The following is an 18,249-nucleotide window of genomic DNA, read 5'->3' as shown; positions in this document are numbered from 1 at the left end:
ACACTATGAAGCGTCGTTCGCTCGATCCCGATACCCCGGCCGACTCGGCCGAGACCAGCCTCTGCGAAGCGATGGCCGCGCTCTCGAGCGTCGACGAGATGCGCGCCTTCCTGCACGACCTCTGCACCCCCGCGGAGATCGAGGTCATGGTCGACCGCTGGCGCGTGGTGCCGCACCTGCTGGAGGGGCGCTCCTACCGCGAAATCCACGAGCGTACGGCCGTCAGCATCACCACGATCGGGCGGGTCGCCCGTTACCTCAACCAGGGCAGCGGCGGTTACATGGCCGCCGCCGCGCGCCGGAACCTGCTCGGGGGTGCCGCATGAAGTCCCGCGACCGCCTGCGCATCGCCATGCAGAAATCGGGACGCCTGACCGAGCCGGCGCAGGAGCTGCTGGCGCGCTGCGGCCTGAAGTTCCGGCAGAGCCGCGACAAGCTGTTCTGCTTCGGCGAAGGCGAGCCCGTCGATCTCCTCCTCGTCCGCGACGACGACATTCCCGGGCTGATCGCGGAGGGCGTGTGCGACCTCGGCATCGTCGGCCGCAACGTGCTGCGTGAGTTCCAGCTCTCCAATCCGGAGCCGGGTGCGGGCCTCGACGAACTGCGCTCGCTCGGCTTCGGCCATTGCCGCCTGTCGATCGCCGTCCCGCAGGAGGACGCCTACGACGGCCCCGCCCAGATGGAAGGCCTGCGCATCGCGACCTCGTATCCCGGCCTGCTCGGCGAATGGCTCCGGTCGAACGGCGTGGACGCGAAGGTGGTGATGCTCGCCGGTTCGGTGGAGATCGCGCCGCGCCTCGGCACCGCCGACGCCATCTGCGACCTCGTGTCGAGCGGCGCGACGCTGGTGGCGAACCAGCTGCGCGAGGCCGCGGTCGTGGTCGAGAGCGAAGCCGTGCTGGCGGGTCATCGCGAGCTGCCGACGGACGAGCGCGGCGAAATCGCGGAACTGCTGCTGCGACGTCTCGATGGCGTCATCCAGGTGCGCGATTCGCGCCTGATCCTCATGCAGGCACCGCGCGACGCGCTGGCCGCGATCACCCGCCTGCTGCCGGGCAGCCCCGTGCCGACGCTCACGCCTGTCGACGGCGCCCCGGATCAGGTCGTGCTGCAGGCGCTCTGCGCCGGATCGGTGAGCTGGCGACAGCTCGAGGACATGAAACGCGCCGGGGCCCGCGACATGCTGGTGCTGCCGGTGGAGAAGATGCTGGCATGAAACGGATCGACTGGAACACCCTCGACGAGAGCGGCCGGGACGCGGCGCTCGCGCGCCCCGCGCAATCCCGCGCCGCCGAACTCCGCCAGGGCGTGGAGGCCATCGTCGCCGACGTCCGCGCGCGCGGCGATGTCGCGCTCATCGAACTCACGGCCCGCTACGACGGCAGCACCCTCGACGCGCTGGCCGTGACCGACGACGAATTCGACGCCGCGGAAGCGCGCCTGTCCGCCGAACTGAAAGCCGCGGTGCTGGAAGCCGTCGGTCGCATCGACACCTTCCACCGCGCGGCCGCGCCGCGGCCGGTGGCGGTCGATACCGCGCCGGGCGTGCGGGTCGAGCGCGTGTTGCGACCGATCGCACGCGTCGGCCTCTACGTGCCCGCTGGTGGCGCGCCGCTGCCGTCCACCGCCATCATGCTCGGCGTGCCGGCGGCGATCGCCGGTTGCCGCGAGGTCGTGCTGTGCACGCCGGTGCAGGCGAACGGTCGTTGCGACGACGCCGTGCTGTTCGCGGCGCGTGCGGTCGGTGTGCACCGCGTGTTCAAGCTCGGCGGAGCGCAGGCCGTCGCCGCGATGGCCTATGGCACCGCGTCGGTGCCCCGCTGCGACAAGATATTCGGCCCCGGCAACGCGTGGGTGACGGAAGCCAAGCTGCAGGTGGCCGGCGATCCCGCGGGCGCGGCGATCGACATGCCCGCCGGCCCGTCGGAGGTGCTCGTCATCGCCGACGATGGCGCGGACCCGCGGTTCATCGCCGCCGACCTGCTGTCGCAGGCCGAGCACGGCCCCGATTCGCAGGTGCTGCTGGTCAGCCCGTCGGCGGCGTTGCTCGATCGCGTGGCGGAGGAGGTCGATCGCCAGTGCGCGCTGCTCCCGCGCGCGGACGTGGCGGCCATCGCGCTGGGCGAAAGCCGGCTGGTGCTGGTGCGCGATCTCTCCGAAGCGCTGGACGTCAGCAACCGCTACGCGCCGGAACACCTGATCGTGCAGACGGCGGACCCGCGCTCGCTGCTCGACGGCGTCGAATCCGCCGGCTCGGTCTTCCTCGGCGAGTGGACGCCCGAGTCCGTAGGCGACTACTGCAGCGGCAGCAACCACGTGCTGCCGACGTACGGCTATGCGCGCAGCTACAGCGGCGTGTCGGTGGCGAGCTTCCAGAAGCAGGTGACCGTGCAGGAAGTCACCGCCGACGGCCTGCGCGCGATCGGCCCGTGCGCCGCGACGCTGGCCGAGGCCGAGCAGCTCGAGGCGCACCGCCGCGCCGTGACCCTGCGCCTCGCCGCGATGGATGCCGCCGCATGAGCGTCCTCGACCTGGCCCGCGCCGAAATTCGGGCGCTCTCGCCTTACTCCAGCGCACGCATGGAAGCGCAGGGCGGCACCGTGCTGCTCAACGCGAACGAATCGTCCCGGCCGCCGAACATCCCGGGCGGTGACGGTCTGAACCGCTATCCCGACCCGCAGCCGCGCGCGCTGGTCGACGCCCTCGCCGAACTCTACGACAGCGGCCCCGACCGCATCCTGGTGACGCGCGGCAGCGACGAAGCGATCGACCTGCTCGTGCGCGCGTTCTGTCGCGCGGGCGAGGACGCGGTGCTGATTTCGCCGCCGACGTTCGGCATGTACGCCGTCTGCGCGCGCATCCAGAACGCCGCCGTCATCGAATCGCCGCTCGAACCCTCGGGCGCGTTGCGCGCCGACACGCTGCTCGCGGCGGTCACGCCCTCGACGAAGCTCGTGTTCGTCTGCACGCCGAACAATCCCACCGGCAACCTGATCGGGCACGACGTGCTCGCGCATCTCGCGCGCGAGCTGTCGGGCCGTGCCGTGCTCGTCGTCGACGAGGCCTATGCGGAGTTCAGCGGCGCGCCGAGCGCCACGTCGCTGATCGACGCCCACGACAACGTGGCCGTGCTGCGCACGCTGTCGAAGGCCTGGTCGCTCGCGGGCGCGCGGGTCGGCGCGCTGGTGGCACGGCCCGAGGTGATCGGACTGCTGCGCCGGATCATCCCGCCGTACCCGCTGCCGTCGCCTTGCGTCGATGCCGCGCTGGGCGCGCTGTCGTACGAGGGGCGGCGCGTGCAGCGCCATCACCTGCAGGAGATCCTCGGCGAGCGTGCGCGGATGTTCGCGGCGCTGCCGGGCCTGCCGGGCGTTCGCGACGTGCTGCCTTCGCACGCGAACTTCCTCGCGGTCCGCTTCGACGATCCGGCGGGAACCTATCGGCGCCTGATCGCCGCGGGCATCGTCGTCCGCGACGTGACGAAATACCCCGGCCTGGAGGATGCCCTGCGCATCACCGTGGGCACGGGCAATGAGAACGACCGCGTGCTCGCGGTGCTGCGTGCGGGAGCGGGCGCATGAGCCGCAAGATCCTCTTCGTCGATCGCGACGGCTGCCTCATCGAGGAGCCGGCGGACGAGCAGATCGACAGCTTCGACAAGCTGGCCCTGATGCCTGGCGTGATCGCCGCCCTCCAGCGCTGCGTCGCCGCCGGCTACGAGCTGGTGATGGTGAGCAATCAGGATGGCCTCGGCACGCCGTCGTTCCCGCAGGAGGCCTTCGACGGACCGCATGCGCTCATGCTGCGCATCTTCGCCTCCCAGGGCATCGCGTTCCGCGAGCAGCTGATCGACCGCAGTTTCGCGCACGAACATCGCGACACGCGCAAGCCGGCCACGGGCCTCGCGCGCCACTGGCTCGCGGACGACGGCTGGAGCCGCGCGCAGTCGGCGATGGTCGGCGACCGCGAGACCGATCTCGCCTTCGCCGCCAACATGGGCGTGCGTGGCTTCCGCGTTGGCCCCGAAGGCATGACATGGGGCGAAGTGGCGCATGCGCTGCTCGACGCGCCGCGTACCGCCCAGGTGGTGCGCCGCACGCGCGAGACGTCGATCCAGGTCGATGTCGACCTCGACCGGGTGGCCGATCCCGTCGTGCATACCGGGCTGGGCTTCTTCGATCACATGCTCGAGCAGATCGGCAAGCACGGTGGTTTCGCGCTGCGGCTTCGCTGCGACGGCGACACGCACGTCGACGAACACCACACCATCGAGGATTCGGCGCTGGCGCTCGGGCAGGCGCTGCGCGAGGCGCTCGGCGACAAGCGCGGCATCGGCCGCTACGGGTTCGCGCTGCCGATGGACGAGAGCGCGGCGCGCGCGGAGCTCGATCTTTCCGGGCGGCCGTACTTCGTGTTCGACGGCAGCTTTCCGCGAGAGCGCGTCGGCGACATCCCCACCGAACTCGTGCCGCATTTCTTCCGCTCGCTGTGCGAGACGCTCGGCGCGAACCTGCACCTGACCGTGCACGGCGAGAACGCGCACCACATGGTCGAGGGCTGCTTCAAGGCCGTCGCGCGCACGCTGCGGCAGGCCATCCGCCGCGAGGGCGAAGAGCTGCCGAGCACGAAGGGGACGCTCTGATGGCCGTCGTCCTCGTCGATGCCGGCGGCACGAACATCGGCTCGGTGCGCTACGCGCTGCAGCGCCTGGGCACGGACGCCGAACTCACGGCGGACGCCGATGCGATCCGGGCCGCCAGCCACGTGATCCTGCCCGGTGTGGGTGCCGCGGGCCCCGGCATGCGGCGCCTGCGCGAAGCGGGGCTCGTTGACGTCATGCGCGGACTGACGCAGCCGGTGCTCGGTGTCTGCCTCGGCATGCAGTTGCTGTGCGAGCGCTCGGAGGAGGCCGACACCGAATGCCTCGGCGTCATTCCCGCGCCGGTGCGCCGGTTCGCCGAGGCGCCGGGACTGCGCGTGCCGCACATGGGCTGGAACGGTTTGCGCGTCACGTCGACGCATCCGCTCGTCGACGGCGTGCGCGATGGCGACAGCGCGTATTTCGTGCACAGCTACGCGGTTCCCACCGGCGACTGGGCCCTGGCCGAGAGCGAGCACGGCATACCGTTCGCCGCGATCGTCGCCCACCGCAATTTCATGGGCATGCAATTCCATCCCGAGCGCTCCGCGTCCCTCGGTGCGCAGCTCCTACGGAACTTCCTTTCGCTATGACGTTACCCATTCCCGCCATCGACCTCCGCGAGGGCCAGGTGGTGCGCCTGTTCAAGGGCGACTACGCCCAGCAGACCACGTTCGCCTTCGAGCCCGAGGCCCTGGCCGCGCGCTACGCCGACGAAGGCGCCTCGTGGCTGCACGTCGTCGACCTCGATGGTGCGCGCTCCGGCCGCTTCGAGAATCTCGCGGTCATCGCCGGTATCGCCTCCGCCGGACGCTTGCGGGTGCAGGCCGGTGGCGGCATCCGCGACGAGGACGGCGTGCGCCGGCTGTTCGAAGCCGGTGTCGAGCGGGTGGTCGTCGGCAGCCTCGCCTCGCGCGATCCGGAAACCGTCGCCACGTGGATCGCGCGTTACGGCGCGGAGCGCATCGTGCTGGCACTGGACACCCGCTTCCGCGACGGCCTGTGGAAGTTGCCCAGCGCGGGCTGGACGGCCGACGAGGCGCGCACGCTCGACGAACTGCTGCCGTGGTACGAGGCGGCCGGTGCGCGCCACCTGCTGTGCACCGACATCGATCGGGACGGCACCATGACCGGGCCGAACACGGCGCTCTACCGGCACGTCGCGGCCCTGGCGCCGACGCTTCGCGTGCAGGCGTCCGGTGGCGTGAGCTCGCTCGGCGATGTGGAAGGCCTCGCGTTGCAGGGCGTCGCCGGGATCATCCTCGGCCGCGCGTTGCTGGAAGGCGCGTTCGGTCTGCGCGATGCGTTCGCCGTCGCGGCGAAGGCGGATGCGACATGCTGAGCCGGCGCATCGTTCCCTGTCTCGATGTCCGCGACGGGCAGGTGGTCAAGGGCGTGCGGTTCCGCGACCACGTCGTCGTCGGCGAGATCGTCGAGCTGGCGCTGCGCTACCGCGACGAGGGCGCCGACGAGCTGGTGTTCTACGACATCACCGCGAGCCCCGAAGGTCGCCGCGTGGACCGCGACTGGGTCGAGCGCGTGGCGCGCGAGATCGACATTCCGTTCTGCGTGGCGGGCGGCATCCGCAGCGTGGACGATGCGCGCGAGGTGCTGCACGCGGGCGCGGACAAGATCTCGATCAACTCGCCCGCGCTCGAGCGGCCCGAACTCGTGCGCGAGATCGCCGACGCGTTCGGCGTGCAATGCGTCGTGGTCGGCGTCGACAGTCTCCGCGACGACGACGGCGAGTGGCGCGTGCGCCAGTACACGGGCGATCCGTCGCGAACGCGCGCGCTGCGCAAGCGCACCCTCGACTGGATCGAGGAGGTGCAAGGCCTGGGCGCCGGCGAGATCGTGCTCAATTGCATGGGTACCGACGGGGTGCGCCGCGGTTACGACATCGAACAACTGAAGGCCGCGCGCGCTGTCTGTTCCGTGCCACTGGTCGCGTCGGGCGGCGCCGGCACGCCGGCGCATTTCGTGGACGTATTCATCGAGGCCGACGTGGACGCGGCGCTGGCCGCCAGCGTGTTCCACGGCGGAGACATCGCCATTCCCGCGCTGAAGCGCGAGCTGCGCGCGCAAGGTATCGAGGTGAGGTCATGAGCATGCGGGATCCGGATTTCGCCAAGGGCGGCGGGCTGCTTCCCGCCATCGTGCAGCATGCGCGCACGGGCGAGGTGCTGATGCTCGGGTACATGGACGCGGCGGCCCTGGCTGCGACGCGCGAACTGGGCCTGGTGACGTTCTTCAGCCGCAGCAAGCAGCGGCTGTGGACGAAGGGCGAGACGTCGGGCGACACGCTCGCGCTCGTGGACCTGCGCCTGGATTGCGACGCCGATACGATCCTGGTGCGCGCCCTGCCGGCGGGACCGACCTGCCACACCGGTACGTCGAGCTGCTTCGGCGACGACGTGTCGCCGCCGCTGGGCTTCCTCGCCGAACTCGACGCGCTGGTCGCATCGCGGTACGCGGAGCGGCCCGCTGGAAGCTACACGACGAGGCTGTTCGAGGGCGGCATTCGCCGCATCGCGCAGAAGGTGGGCGAGGAGGGCGTCGAGACCGCGCTGGCCGCCGTCGCGGAAGACGACGACGCGCTGATCGGCGAGGCCGCCGATCTGGTGTTCCATCTCATGGTGGTGCTGCGCGCGCGCGGCATCGGGTTCGACGCGGTGGCGGCGAAGCTGCTGGAGCGGCACGCGGGGTAGACGGTCGCCATCCCGGGAACCGGGGCCGTGGATACCGGCGTACGCCGGTATGACGATGAGGGGTGACCAGCGTGCGTCGTAAGACGGTGAGGGGGGTTCCCGTCGCACCGGCGTACGCCGGTGCCCACGGCGAGGCGATCGGTTGTCGCGACAGCGCCGCCCGCGCTACAGGATCGCGAGCACTGCTTCCGGTGGACGACCGATCGCGGCCTTCTCGCCGTGGATCACCACGGGACGCTCGATGAGCTTCGGCGTCGCGATCATCGCGGCGATCAGCGCGTCGCGTGACGCATCGGCCGGCACCCCGGCGTATTCGGCTTCGCCCTTGCGCATGAGCGCGCGCGGCTCGATACCGAGAAGCCCGAGCACGCGCTCGAGCTCGGCCGCCGACGGCGGCGTCTTCTGGTAATCCACGATCACCGGCGAAAGGCCACGCGCTTCGAGCAGGGCCAGCGTTTCCCGCGACTTCGAGCATCGCGGGTTATGCCAGATCGTCAGCATCGCGATCAGCGATTGCCGCCGCGATTGCCGCCACCGCCACGGTTGCCGCCACCGCCGCCCGGACGGCCACCACGGTTGCCGCCGGGACGCGGACCGCCCGCCCGGTTGCCGCCGCCACCCGGGCCGCGACCACGGTTGCCGCCGCCTTCGAAGCGGGCACCCGGCGCGCGGTTGCCCTCGGCGCGACCCGGGCCCGCCGCGCGGTTGCCGCCGGCGTTACCACCGCGACCGCCCGGACGAGGACCACGGTTGCCCGTCGTGTTACCGCCAGCAGCGTTGCCGCCACCCGTGCGGCTGTCGCCCGCGAACCAGGTGCGGATCGACGGCAGTTCCTGGCCCGGGGCCACGCGGCGCGACTTGCGCTGACCGCCGCCCGCACCGCGCTCGGGACGAGCCACGTTGCCGTTGACCTCGCGGCGCGGACCGCCGCCCTGGCCGCCGCGACCGCCCGCGGCACCGCGACCACCACGACCGCCACGCGGGTTGTCGTCGCGGATGCGATCGAACGCGGTCAGCTCGCGCGCCTCGTCATGGCGGCCCGAGCTCCAGGCGCCGGTCGCGCGGTTGTCCGGACGGTATTCCGTGACATGGCGCGGCGCGCGGCGCTGGTGCACGACGGCGCTCAGCGTGAGCACCGGTGCCGGCGCGCCGAGGCCCGCGCGTTCGCGCAGTTCCTTGATGGCCGTCTCGTCGAGCGACTCGCAGTCGCCGCGACGCAGGGCGCGGGGCAGTTCCACGGTGCCGTAGCGGATGCGCTTCAGGCGGCTGACCAGGAAGCCCTGCGAATCCCACAGACGGCGGACTTCGCGGTTGCGACCCTCGCGGATCGTCACGCGGAACCAGCTGTGGCTGCCGCCACGGCTGATCACGGCGATCTCGTCGAAGCGGGCGGGGCCGTCTTCCAGCTCCACGCCGGCCTTGAGGCGTTCGATCACCTCGTCGGGCACTTCGCCGTGGACGCGGCAGAGGTATTCGCGCTCGAGGCCGCTCTTCGGATGCATCAGCGCGTTGGCGAGTTCGCCGTCGGTCGTGAGCAGCAGCAGGCCGGTGGTGTTGATGTCGAGGCGACCCACGGCGACCCAGCGCGCGCCGCGCAGGCGGGGCAGCTGTTCGAACACGGTGGGGCGGCCTTCGGTGTCCTCGCGCGTCGTCACCACGCCTTCCGGCTTGTGGTAGACGAGCACTTCGGCGTCGTTGCGGTTGTCGGTGGCGACGACGAACTGCTTGCCGTCGAGGGCGACGCGGTCGCCCGCGTGGACGCTCGCGCCGATGGTGGCGACGGTGCCGTTGACCTCGACCTCGCCGGCCTGGATGCGCTGTTCGAGCATCCGGCGCGAGCCGAGTCCGGCGTTGGCGAGCACCTTGTGCAGGCGCTCTTCAAGCTGGGCGGTGGATTCGGTGGCGTCGCCGCCGCCGCGCTTCAGGGTGAGCAGGGATCGCTGGGGCGCATTCATGCGCGTGACTCCTCGGTATCTTTCTCGGCGTCGTCTTCGACGTCGCCTTCGGGGTTCTCTGCCTCATCGGCAGTGGGGGAAGCCGCGGCGACATCGTCGCCGTCTGGCAGCTGGTTCGCGGCCCCGCTCGCGTCGCCTTCGGCGGCGTCGATCGGGGCGGCGGTGTCTTCGATCGTCGTGGACCGCGCCACGACATCATCGTCGTCTTCGGTATTCGTGGAACTTTCGCCGGTGCCTTCGTCAGGCATCGCGGCCCGCGCCGCCGGCGGCACCGCGTCGCCTTCGAGGCGCATCTGCGGGTTGAGCTCGTCGAGGTCGCGGATCTCGGACAGCGGGGGCAGCGCGTCCAGCGACTTCAGGTTGAAGTAGTCGAGGAAGAGGCGGGTGGTACCGAACAGGGCGGGCTTGCCCGGCACGTCGCGGTAACCCACCACGCGGATCCACTCGCGTTCTTCCAGGGTCTTGATGATGTTCGAGGAAACGACCACACCGCGGATCTGCTCGATTTCCGGGCGGGTGATCGGCTGGCGGTAGGCGATCAGCGCGAGCGTCTCGAGCAGGGCGCGCGAGTAGCGGCTCGGCTTCTCGGCCCACATCCGCGACACCCAGCCGTGCACCTCGCGGCGCACCTGGTAGCGCCAGCCCGAGGCGACCTCGAGCAACTCGACGCCGCGCCCCTCGCAATCCGCCGCGAGCGCGTCGAGCGTCTGCTTCAGTTCGTCCGTACCGACCTCTTCGTCCTCGCCGAAGATCGCCTTCAACTGCGCGATCGTCATCGGCTGGGTCGACGCCAGGAGCGCCGCTTCCACGATGGGTTTGAGTTGTTCGGGTTGCATAGGCCTATGTGTGCCGCGCCCGTCTGGCGCGGTCAGGTCGGTTCGTACGCGGGAGGATCGCTTCCGCGACGTCCCGGTGTCGTGCCCCTTCGCGGGGCCGTCAGGCGAGCGCTTCTTCCGGCGCGGCCTCCGTGTGTACCTTGGTCTTCAGGTAGATCGGCCCGAGGGCCTCTTCCTGAACGATCTCGATGAGCATTTCCTTAGCCAGTTCGAGCATGGCGAGGAAGGTGACCACGACGCCGAGCCGGCCCTCGGTGACGTCGAACAATGTTTCGAAGCGGTGGAAGCCGCCGGTTTCGCCGAGCGAGCCGAGCAGGTCGCCCATGCGCTGGCGCACGCTGAGCGGTTCGCGCTGGATCGCATGGTGCGTGAACAGATCCGCGCGGTTGAGCACATCCTTGAGCGCGAGCAGCAGTTCCTTCAGATCGAGCGGTGGCGGCACGCGGACCACGTTGTGCTCGCCGACGAAGGCGTGGACCACCGTGGTGTCGCGTTCCAGCCGGGGCAGTTCCTCGATGTCCGCCGCGGCCTTCTTGAAGCGTTCGTACTCCTGCAGGCGACGAACGAGTTCGGCGCGGGGATCCTCCTCGAGCCCTTCCTCGGCCGGCGGCCGGGGCAGCAGCAGCCTGGACTTGATCTCCGCGAGGATCGCGGCCATCAGCAGGTATTCCGCCGCCAGCTCCAGCCGCATCACCTCGCGCATCATGTCGATGTAGTCCATGTACTGCCGGGTGATCTCGGCGACAGGGATGTCGAGGATGTCGAGGTTCTGCCTGCGGATCAGGTACAGCAGCAGGTCCAGCGGCCCTTCGAACGATTCGAGGATGACTTCGAGCGCGTCCGGCGGGATGTAGAGATCCTGCGGCATCTGCAGCACAGGCTGCCCGCGCACCAGCGCGAGAGGCATTTCCTGCTGCTGCGGGATGCCTGCGAAGGCACCCTGAGTTTTTTCGACCACCTGGACGTCGGTTGTCTCGTTAGTCATCGGCACACGTCAGAAGGGTCGCGAGTGCGACCAGGAACGCAACAATCGATGCCGTCCGGCGGCTGTACCGCCACCTCGTCCGCGCTTGCCACGCATCGTCGCCGACGAGCGAAGGGCAGGCCACTGGACACCCCAGGAGGGTCACCGTCTGTGAAGGAACGTCGGGAGCAGAGCGCGGCCGGTCCGTGAAAGGGACCGGTGAGGGCGCGACGCCCGAAAAAAGTTCACCCGATTGACATACAGGGTATCGCCTGCGCCTGCGCAAGTCCAGCGGCCGGGCCGCCCGGCGGCATGCCCTTGCGGCACAATAGAGGGCATGCAGCCGGGTCAGCGAGCCATCATCCACGTCGACATGGACGCGTTCTACGCGTCCGTGGAAGAGCTGGACGATCCCTCCCTGGTCGGCAAGCCCGTGATCGTGGCGGGCCTCGGCCGCCGGGGCGTCGTCTCCACGGCGAACTACGAGGCGCGGAAGTACGGCGTCCGCTCGGCCATGGCCACCTCGGAAGCCCGCCGGCGCTGTCCGGACGGCGTCTACATTTTCCCCCGGCACGACCGCTACGCCGCGATCTCCGCCGTCGTGTTCGGCGTGTTCGCCGAGGTCACCCCGATGATCGAGGGGCTGTCGCTCGACGAGGCGTTCCTCGACGTCACCGCCAGCCTGCGCCTGTTCCATTCCATGGAGGCGATCGGGCGCTGGGTGAAGGACACGATCCGGGAGCGGACCGGCCTCAACGCGTCGGTGGGGATGTCGCACAACAAGCTGCTCGCCAAGCTGGCCAGCGAGCTGTCCAAGCCCGACGGCTTCCTCGCCATCGCGCCGGAGGACGTGCGCGGATACCTCGATCCGCTGCCGGTCGGCCGCATGTGGACCGTGGGCAAGGTGGCCGAGGAGGCCCTGCAGAAAGCCGGCATCCGTACGATCGGCGACCTCGTCCGCTCGGACGCCTGGCGGCTGAACCGGGCCGTCGGCGAACGCCATGCCGCGCAATTGCGGGAGCTGTGCCGCGGAGAAGATCGCCGGCCGGTGGTGACCGACGCCCCGGAAGTCTCGATCGGTTCGGAATGGACGTTCGAATACGACCTCGAGGAACTGGCGATCGCGGAGGCCTGGCTGCTGCGGCAGTGCGAAAAGGTGGGGGCCAGGGCGCGGGGCCGTGGCGTCGACGCGCGCACGGTGTCGGTGAAGCTGCGCGAGCCGCCCTTCGTGACCCATAGCCGGCAGGCCCAGATGCCGGTGCCGGGCAACGCCACGCCCGACATCTATGCCGTGGCACGGCGCTTGCTTCAGGTCTGGTGGAACCAGCATCCCAGGCCGAGGCTTCGCCTGCTGGGCGTCACGTTGTCGGGGTTCGACGCCCGGCGCGGCGACGAGCAGCAGGACATGTTCGCGGCGCCCGCTTCGGACAAGCGCTCCGACGGCGTACAGGACATGATCAACGGTCGCTTCGGCGCCGGGGCGCTGGTCCGCGCCGGCGTACTGAAGACGCGCGGCAGCGAATGAACGCAGACGGCGGCATGTGGCACCGGGACTGCGCTAATGTGTCCGTTTGTGACACGGAAGGTAAGGCGACGAGGTGCGGCCATGCCAGGCACGGGCAGGGACCGAATGACAGGTTGGGTGGAGGACGTGATGTCGAGTGACAAGGACGACGCGAATACGCGCTATCGCCATGCCCGCATGCGGGTACAGACGGCGGTGCTGATGAGCCGTGGCGGCGAGGCGCACCCGACCGACCTGGTCGACATCTCGGCGACCGGCGCGCTGCTGCGCCGTCCGCTCGGCTGGCGCGGCGAACCGGGGCAGACCTGGATCCTCGACATGATCTTCGGCCACGACCTGCACATCCACCTCGAGGCGTCGGTCGCCCGCGTCTCCGCGCGGCAGATCGGCATGGCCTACACGCTCATTCCCGAGGACAAGCAGGCTTCGCTCTGGGAGCTGCTCGGCGGCTATGCCGACACGCTCGAGGCGTGGCACGACGAATAGCGGCGCTCCCACCCGAGGGTGGGGAGCTCCCGTCAGGCCTTCGCTTTTTTCCGCTCTTCGTCGCGCAGTTCGCGGCGCAGGATCTTGCCGACGTTGGTCTTCGGCAGCGCGTCGCGGAACTCGATCTGCTTCGGACGCTTGTAGCCGGTGAGGTTCTCGCGGCAGTACTCCTTGAGCGCCTCCACCGTGAGCGACGGATCCTTGCGGACCACGAACAGCTTCACCACCTCGCCGGAGTGCTCGTCGTCGACGCCGACGGCCGCCACTTCCGCCACGCCCGGGTGGCGCATGACGATGTCCTCGATCTCGTTCGGGTACACGTTGAACCCCGAGACGAGGATCATGTCCTTCTTGCGATCGACGATGAACGCCTGGCCGGTCGGATCCATGCGCGCGATGTCGCCGGTGCGCAGCCAGCCGTCGGCGTCGAGCACCTTCGCGGTTTCGTCCGGCTGGCTCCAGTAGCCCTTCATCACCTGCGGGCCGCGGATGCACAGCTCGCCCACCTCGCCGATCGGCAGTACCGCGCCATCGTCGCCACGGATCTGCGCATCGGTGCCGGGAATCGGGAAGCCGATGGACCCCGTGTAGTCGGTGATGTCGACGCGATTCGCGAAGGCGACCGGCGAAGTTTCCGTCAGGCCGTAACCTTCGATGATCGGCTTGCCCGTGACATTCTTCCAGCGCTCGGCGACCGCGCGCTGCAGCGCCATGCCGCCCGCCATCGACAGGTGCAGGTGCGAGAAGTCGACCTGATCGAAGCCCGGCGTGTTGAGGAGGCCGTTGAACAGCGTGTTGACGCCCGTGATCGCGGTGAACTTCGTGGCGCGAAGCTCCTTGACGAAGCCCTTCATGTCGCGCGGGTTCGTGATCAGGTGGTTGAGGCCGCCGAGGCTCGTGAAGATCAGGCAGTTCACGGTCAGCGAGAAGATGTGGTACAGGGGCAGCGCGGTGATCACGGTTTCCGCGCCCGGCGTGGCATGGCCCGCGACCCAAGGCCGCGTCTGCAGCATGTTCGCGACCATGTTGCGATGCGTGAGCATGGCGCCCTTGGCCACGCCCGTCGTGCCGCCCGTGTACTGCAGGAACGCGAGGTCGTCGTGGTCGATCTGCACCGACGGCAGCGCGTGCGCCTTGCCGCGCGAGAGGGCGTCGCGGAAGCGGACGGCCTTCGGCAGGCGGAACGGCGGGACTTCCTTGCGGACGGTCTTCACCACGAAGTTGATGATGTTGCCCTTCGGGAAGCCCACCATGTCGCCGACGGCCGTCGTGATGACGTTCTGCACCTTGGTGCCGTCGAGCGCCTTCTCCGCCGTGGCGGCGAAGTTGTCGAGGACCAGCAGCGCTTTCGCGCCCGAGTCTTCTAGTTGGTGATGCAGTTCGCGCGTCGTGTACAGCGGATTCGTGTTCACTACCGTCAGGCCGAGGCGAAGCGCACCGAACAGCGCGATCGGATACTGCAGCAGGTTGGGCAGCATGATCGCCAGGCGGTCGCCTTTCTTCAGGCCCAGCTCGCCGGAGAGGTAGCCGGCGAAGGCGCGGGAAAGTTCGTCGACCTGACCGTACGTGAGGACCTTGCCGAAGTTCGAGAACGCGGGGCGGTCGCGAAATTTCTCAAAGGACTCTTCGAAGACGGCCGCCACGGAGCGGTACGCGTTGACGTCGATGTCGGCGGGAATGCCGGCCGGGTAATGGTCAAGCCACGGACGCTCAATGCTCATGAATCGGACGGACTCCAGAAAGTGACATTCGCACGGCGCTCGCCGTCGTACGATCGCGGCATTGGAGCATACGCCCGCGTATAGCGGCAAGCCGCATTGCAACGGGAAAAAACATGGGCAAATACGGTATGTGGAAGGTGGCGGCGGTGGCGATGTCGCTCGCGCTCGCGGGGCTGGGCGGATGCCGCCATGCGCCGGACGAGACGCGCGTTCGCGACGCCATCGCCGCGACGGCGGAGGCCGCGGAGGGGGGCAAGGCGGGCGACACGGTCGCTGCGCTCACCGAGGATTTCGACGGCAACGCAGGGCAGCTCGACCGGCGTTCGCTCGCGAATCTCGTGCGGGTGTTCGCGCTGCGCGGCCAGAAGGTGCACGTGCTCATGGGGCCCGTCGACGTGGACCGTCGCGGCGAGCGGATGACCGCCACGTTCACGGTGACGCTGACGGCGGGAGCGGGTGTGTTGCCCGAGAACGCCGGGGCGTACGTCGTCGAGACGGGCTGGCGCAGGGAGGGCGGCGACTGGCGATGCTTCACCGCGACGTGGAAGCGCGCGCTGTAACTCCCCTGGCGCCCGGACGAAAAAAAACGCCCCGGTTTCCCGGGGCGTTTCGTCGGTCGGCTATCAGGCCGCCTTCGCCAGCTGGCGCAGCACGTACTGCAGGATGCCGCCGTGGCGGAAGAACTCGCGCTCCTTCGGGGTCAGCAGCAGCACCTTCACGGTGAACTCCTTGCTGGTGCCGTCCGGACGCGTGGCCTTCACCGTCGCGCGCTTCGACTCGCCGCCTTCCAGGCCGGTGATGTCGAACACCTCGTCACCCTTCAGGCCGAGCGTCTGCGCGTTCTCGCCGTCGAGGAACTGGCAGGGCAGCACGCCCATGCCGACCAGATTGGAACGGTGGATGCGCTCGAAGCTCTCCGCGATGACCGCCTTGACGCCCAGGAGCAGCGTGCCCTTCGCCGCCCAGTCGCGCGACGACCCGGTGCCGTATTCCTTGCCGGCCAGCACGACCAGCGGCGTACCGTCGGCCTTGTACTTCATGGCGGCGTCGTAGATCGCCATCTGCTCGCCCGTCGGGATGTACTTCGTGTAGCCACCCTCGACGCCGTCGAGCATCAGGTTCTTGATGCGGATGTTGGCGAACGTGCCACGGACCATGACGTCGTCGTTGCCGCGACGCGAACCGTAGGAGTTGAAGTCCTTCGGCTCCACGCCCTTGGAGATCAGGAAGCGGCCCGCCGGGCTGTCCTTCTTGATCGAACCGGCCGGCGAGATGTGGTCGGTGGTGATCGAGTCGCCGAAGATGCCCATGGCGCGCGCGCCGTGGATGTCTTCGATCGTGCCGGCCTCGGCGGACATGCCGTCGAAGTAGGGCGGGTTCTTGATGTACGTGGAATCGTCCCACGCGTACGTCTGGCCATCCGGCGAGGCGATCTGGTTCCAGCGGCTGTCGCCCTTGAAGACGTCGGCGTACGCGCCCTTGAACATCTCCGGGCTGATCGCGCCAGCGATGAGGTCGGAGATTTCCTGGTTGCTCGGCCAGATGTCCTTCAGGTAGACCGGCTGGCCGTCGCTGCCCACGCCGATCGCGTCCTTGGTGAGGTCGATGTTCAGCGTGCCGGCCAGCGCGTAGGCGACCACCAGCGGCGGCGAGGCCAGGTAGTTCATCTTCACTTCCGGATGCACGCGGCCTTCGAAGTTGCGGTTGCCGGAGAGCACGGACGCCACGGCGAGGTCGCCCTCGGCGATGCCCTTGCTGATCTCGGCCGGCAGCGGACCGGAGTTGCCGATGCAGGTGGTGCAGCCGTAGCCGACGACGTAGAAGTTGACCTTCTCGAGTTCCTCGAGGAGGCCGGTCTTCTTGAGGTATTCGGTGACGACCAGCGAGCCCGGGCCGAGCGAAGGCTTGACCCACGGCTTGGACGTCAGGCCACGCGCGGCGGCCTTCTTCGCGACCAGGCCGGCGGCGAGCATCACGGCCGGGTTGGAGGTGTTGGTGCACGAGGTGATGGCGGCGATGACCACCGAGCCGTCGTTGATGCGGAAGCTCTTGCCGTCCTTCTCGACGAGCACGCCTTCCTCGGTGATGGCGTTCGTTTCGTTGCCGATGGCCGTGCCGCCGCCTTCGTTGCTGAAGCGCGAGGTGTCGCCGTTCTTCGTCTTGCGGTTGGCCGTGAGCGGGCCGACGACGTCGAGGAAGCTCTGCTGCACGCCTTCGAGCAGGACGCGGTCCTGCGGACGCTTCGGACCCGCGAGCGACGGCTTGACGTCGGCGAGGTCGAGTTCGAGCACGGTGGTGAATTCCGGCTCCGGCGAATTCGCGTCGTGCCACAGGCCCTGGGCCTTGGCGTAGGTCTCGACCAGCGCGATCTGCGCTTCGTCGCGGCCCGACAGGCGCAGGTAGTTAATGGCTTCCTGGTCGATCGGGAAGATGCCGCAGGTGGCGCCGTATTCCGGGGCCATGTTGGCGATCGTGGCGCGGTCGGCGAGCGGCAGGTTCTGCAGGCCATTGCCGAAGAACTCCACGAACTTGCCGACGACGCCGAGCTTGCGCAGCATCTGAGTGACGGTCAGCACGAGGTCGGTGGCGGTCACGCCTTCCGACAGCTTGCCGGTGAGGCGGAAACCGACGACCTGCGGGATCAGCATGGACGACGGCTGGCCGAGCATCGCGGCCTCGGCCTCGATGCCGCCCACGCCCCAGCCGAGCACGCCGATGCCGTTGATCATCGTCGTGTGCGAATCGGTGCCGAAGACGCTGTCCGGGTACGCGAACGACTCGCCGTTCTGATCGTTGACGAACACGACGCGCGCCAGGTTCTCGAGGTTCACCTGGTGGACGATGCCCGTGCGCGGCGGCACGACCTTGAAGTTGTTGAAGGCCTTCTGGCCCCAGCGCAGGAACGAGTAGCGCTCCTGGTTGCGCTCGAACTCGATCTCGACGTTCTTCTCGAGGGCCGACTCGGAACCGAAGGCGTCGACCTGCACCGAGTGGTCGATGACCAGTTCGGCGGGGGCGAGCGGGTTGATGCGGTTCGGGTCGCCGCCGAGCTTCGCGACGGCGTCGCGCATCGCCGCGAGGTCGACCACGCAGGGCACGCCGGTGAAGTCCTGGAGGACCACGCGGGCGGGCATGAAGGAGATTTCGGTATCCGGCTCGGCCTTGGCGTCCCACTGCGCGACGGCCTCGATTTCCTTCGAGGTGACGTTCACGCCGTCTTCCTGGCGGAGCAGGTTCTCGAGGAGGATCTTCATCGAGAAGGGCAGGCGCTTGATGTCGAACTTCTCGCCGAACTTGGCCAGGCTGGCGATGCTGTGGCGCTTGCCGTTGACTTCGATGCTGTCTCGTACCGAGAACGAGTCTTTCATGCTGTACTCCTGGCGTGACGTTCTTTGCTGGGGAGGCCGGACGGACC

General features: G+C 69.1%; 18 protein-coding genes. 12 read left to right on the top strand and 6 right to left on the bottom strand.

Annotated features, from left to right (window positions below; genetic code table 11):
- Positions 1-5 precede the first annotated feature (5 nt).
- The 9 genes from BMW54_RS08190 to hisIE are packed head-to-tail and all read left to right on the top strand — an operon-like array spanning position 6 to position 7,347.
- Positions 6-326 (top strand): YerC/YecD family TrpR-related protein, encoded by a 321-nt coding sequence (locus BMW54_RS08190; protein WP_090054513.1) that lies wholly within the window; start codon positions 6-8, stop codon positions 324-326.
- Positions 323-1,216: an ATP phosphoribosyltransferase gene (gene hisG, locus BMW54_RS08185; RefSeq protein WP_090054511.1), complete on the top strand. Its 894-nt coding sequence runs from the start codon at positions 323-325 to the stop codon at positions 1,214-1,216. Before BMW54_RS08190 ends, hisG begins: the two co-directional genes overlap by 4 nt.
- Positions 1,213-2,520: a histidinol dehydrogenase gene (gene hisD, locus BMW54_RS08180; RefSeq protein WP_090054510.1), complete on the top strand. Its 1,308-nt coding sequence runs from the start codon at positions 1,213-1,215 to the stop codon at positions 2,518-2,520. The genes hisG and hisD overlap by 4 nt, the downstream gene beginning before the upstream one ends.
- Positions 2,517-3,581 (top strand): histidinol-phosphate transaminase, encoded by a 1,065-nt coding sequence (gene hisC / locus BMW54_RS08175; RefSeq protein WP_090054508.1) that lies wholly within the window; start codon positions 2,517-2,519, stop codon positions 3,579-3,581. The genes hisD and hisC overlap by 4 nt, the downstream gene beginning before the upstream one ends.
- Complete coding sequence (hisB, locus tag BMW54_RS08170) at positions 3,578-4,642, top strand: bifunctional histidinol-phosphatase/imidazoleglycerol-phosphate dehydratase HisB (RefSeq protein WP_090054506.1); 1,065 nt, start codon at positions 3,578-3,580, stop codon at positions 4,640-4,642. Before hisC ends, hisB begins: the two co-directional genes overlap by 4 nt.
- On the top strand, positions 4,642-5,232 hold the full coding sequence (gene hisH / locus BMW54_RS08165) for an imidazole glycerol phosphate synthase subunit HisH (RefSeq protein ID WP_090054504.1): 591 nt from the start codon (positions 4,642-4,644) through the stop codon (positions 5,230-5,232). Before hisB ends, hisH begins: the two co-directional genes overlap by 1 nt.
- The gene (locus BMW54_RS08160; RefSeq protein WP_090054502.1) at positions 5,229-5,981 is read left to right on the top strand and encodes a 1-(5-phosphoribosyl)-5-[(5-phosphoribosylamino)methylideneamino]imidazole-4-carboxamide isomerase; all 753 of its coding nucleotides are present in this window, start codon (positions 5,229-5,231) and stop codon (positions 5,979-5,981) included. The genes hisH and BMW54_RS08160 overlap by 4 nt, the downstream gene beginning before the upstream one ends.
- Positions 5,975-6,745 (top strand): imidazole glycerol phosphate synthase subunit HisF, encoded by a 771-nt coding sequence (gene hisF, locus BMW54_RS08155; RefSeq protein WP_090054500.1) that lies wholly within the window; start codon positions 5,975-5,977, stop codon positions 6,743-6,745. Before BMW54_RS08160 ends, hisF begins: the two co-directional genes overlap by 7 nt.
- Complete coding sequence (gene hisIE, locus BMW54_RS08150) at positions 6,742-7,347, top strand: bifunctional phosphoribosyl-AMP cyclohydrolase/phosphoribosyl-ATP diphosphatase HisIE (protein WP_090054498.1); 606 nt, start codon at positions 6,742-6,744, stop codon at positions 7,345-7,347. The genes hisF and hisIE overlap by 4 nt, the downstream gene beginning before the upstream one ends.
- Positions 7,348-7,512: 165 nt before the next feature.
- Here hisIE and arsC read toward each other — a convergent pair whose 3' ends face one another.
- The 4 genes from arsC to BMW54_RS08130 all read right to left on the bottom strand — a co-directional run bounded on the left by arsC (position 7,513) and on the right by BMW54_RS08130 (position 11,045).
- Positions 7,513-7,848, bottom strand: a complete 336-nt coding sequence (gene arsC, locus BMW54_RS08145; RefSeq protein WP_090054496.1) for an arsenate reductase (glutaredoxin) — start codon at positions 7,846-7,848, stop codon at positions 7,513-7,515.
- Between the two features lie 5 nt (positions 7,849-7,853).
- Positions 7,854-9,302, bottom strand: a complete 1,449-nt coding sequence (locus tag BMW54_RS08140) for a pseudouridine synthase (RefSeq protein WP_090054494.1) — start codon at positions 9,300-9,302, stop codon at positions 7,854-7,856.
- Positions 9,299-10,138, bottom strand: a complete 840-nt coding sequence (scpB, locus tag BMW54_RS08135; RefSeq protein WP_090054492.1) for an SMC-Scp complex subunit ScpB — start codon at positions 10,136-10,138, stop codon at positions 9,299-9,301. Before scpB ends, BMW54_RS08140 begins: the two co-directional genes overlap by 4 nt.
- 100 nt (positions 10,139-10,238) lie before the next feature.
- A complete protein-coding gene (locus BMW54_RS08130) occupies positions 10,239-11,045 on the bottom strand; it encodes a segregation and condensation protein A (RefSeq protein ID WP_217642649.1) in 807 nt (268 codons plus the stop codon).
- 394 nt (positions 11,046-11,439) lie between these two features.
- Between BMW54_RS08130 and dinB the strand changes: the two genes are divergently transcribed.
- Positions 11,440-12,627, top strand: a complete 1,188-nt coding sequence (dinB, locus tag BMW54_RS08125) for a DNA polymerase IV (protein WP_090054488.1) — start codon at positions 11,440-11,442, stop codon at positions 12,625-12,627.
- 129 nt (positions 12,628-12,756) lie between these two features.
- Positions 12,757-13,113, top strand: coding sequence for a PilZ domain-containing protein (locus BMW54_RS08120; RefSeq protein ID WP_090055818.1), 357 nt, complete (start codon positions 12,757-12,759; stop codon positions 13,111-13,113).
- Between the two features lie 32 nt (positions 13,114-13,145).
- Here the strand turns inward: BMW54_RS08120 and BMW54_RS08115 are convergent, their stop codons facing one another.
- Positions 13,146-14,834 carry an AMP-binding protein gene (locus BMW54_RS08115; RefSeq protein ID WP_090054486.1) on the bottom strand — a complete coding sequence of 563 codons (1,689 nt, stop codon included), beginning with the start codon at positions 14,832-14,834 and terminating at the stop codon, positions 13,146-13,148.
- 113 nt (positions 14,835-14,947) lie between these two features.
- Here BMW54_RS08115 and BMW54_RS08110 point away from each other — a divergent pair, with 113 nt between their 5' ends.
- Positions 14,948-15,394, top strand: a complete 447-nt coding sequence (locus BMW54_RS08110) for a hypothetical protein (protein ID WP_254779156.1) — start codon at positions 14,948-14,950, stop codon at positions 15,392-15,394.
- A gap of 63 nt (positions 15,395-15,457) precedes the next feature.
- On the opposite strand, the gene acnA is transcribed toward BMW54_RS08110, so the two are convergent.
- Positions 15,458-18,202 carry an aconitate hydratase AcnA gene (gene acnA, locus BMW54_RS08105; RefSeq protein ID WP_090054484.1) on the bottom strand — a complete coding sequence of 915 codons (2,745 nt, stop codon included), beginning with the start codon at positions 18,200-18,202 and terminating at the stop codon, positions 15,458-15,460.
- Positions 18,203-18,249: the final 47 nt, after the last annotated feature.

This window comes from Luteibacter sp. 329MFSha, from assembly GCF_900111665.1.
Classification (GTDB): domain Bacteria; phylum Pseudomonadota; class Gammaproteobacteria; order Xanthomonadales; family Rhodanobacteraceae; genus Luteibacter.
This window is presented reverse-complemented; position numbering and strand designations above follow the sequence as displayed.

Excerpts from the sequence above, each read along its gene's own strand:
- BMW54_RS08190 (WP_090054513.1), top strand. The coding sequence starts at position 6 with ATGAAGCGTCGTTCGCTCGATCCCGATACCCCGGCCGACTCGGCCGAG.
- hisG (WP_090054511.1), top strand. The coding sequence starts at position 323 with ATGAAGTCCCGCGACCGCCTGCGCATCGCCATGCAGAAATCGGGACGC.
- hisD (WP_090054510.1), top strand. The coding sequence starts at position 1,213 with ATGAAACGGATCGACTGGAACACCCTCGACGAGAGCGGCCGGGACGCG.
- hisC (WP_090054508.1), top strand. The coding sequence starts at position 2,517 with ATGAGCGTCCTCGACCTGGCCCGCGCCGAAATTCGGGCGCTCTCGCCT.
- hisB (WP_090054506.1), top strand. The coding sequence starts at position 3,578 with ATGAGCCGCAAGATCCTCTTCGTCGATCGCGACGGCTGCCTCATCGAG.
- hisH (WP_090054504.1), top strand. The coding sequence starts at position 4,642 with ATGGCCGTCGTCCTCGTCGATGCCGGCGGCACGAACATCGGCTCGGTG.
- BMW54_RS08160 (WP_090054502.1), top strand. The coding sequence starts at position 5,229 with ATGACGTTACCCATTCCCGCCATCGACCTCCGCGAGGGCCAGGTGGTG.
- hisF (WP_090054500.1), top strand. The coding sequence starts at position 5,975 with ATGCTGAGCCGGCGCATCGTTCCCTGTCTCGATGTCCGCGACGGGCAG.
- hisIE (WP_090054498.1), top strand. The coding sequence starts at position 6,742 with ATGAGCATGCGGGATCCGGATTTCGCCAAGGGCGGCGGGCTGCTTCCC.
- arsC (WP_090054496.1), bottom strand. The coding sequence starts at position 7,848 with ATGCTGACGATCTGGCATAACCCGCGATGCTCGAAGTCGCGGGAAACG.
- BMW54_RS08140 (WP_090054494.1), bottom strand. The coding sequence starts at position 9,302 with ATGAATGCGCCCCAGCGATCCCTGCTCACCCTGAAGCGCGGCGGCGGC.
- scpB (WP_090054492.1), bottom strand. The coding sequence starts at position 10,138 with ATGCAACCCGAACAACTCAAACCCATCGTGGAAGCGGCGCTCCTGGCG.
- BMW54_RS08130 (WP_217642649.1), bottom strand. The coding sequence starts at position 11,045 with ATGCCTCTCGCGCTGGTGCGCGGGCAGCCTGTGCTGCAGATGCCGCAG.
- dinB (WP_090054488.1), top strand. The coding sequence starts at position 11,440 with ATGCAGCCGGGTCAGCGAGCCATCATCCACGTCGACATGGACGCGTTC.
- BMW54_RS08120 (WP_090055818.1), top strand. The coding sequence starts at position 12,757 with ATGTCGAGTGACAAGGACGACGCGAATACGCGCTATCGCCATGCCCGC.
- BMW54_RS08115 (WP_090054486.1), bottom strand. The coding sequence starts at position 14,834 with ATGAGCATTGAGCGTCCGTGGCTTGACCATTACCCGGCCGGCATTCCC.
- BMW54_RS08110 (WP_254779156.1), top strand. The coding sequence starts at position 14,948 with ATGGGCAAATACGGTATGTGGAAGGTGGCGGCGGTGGCGATGTCGCTC.
- acnA (WP_090054484.1), bottom strand. The coding sequence starts at position 18,202 with ATGAAAGACTCGTTCTCGGTACGAGACAGCATCGAAGTCAACGGCAAG.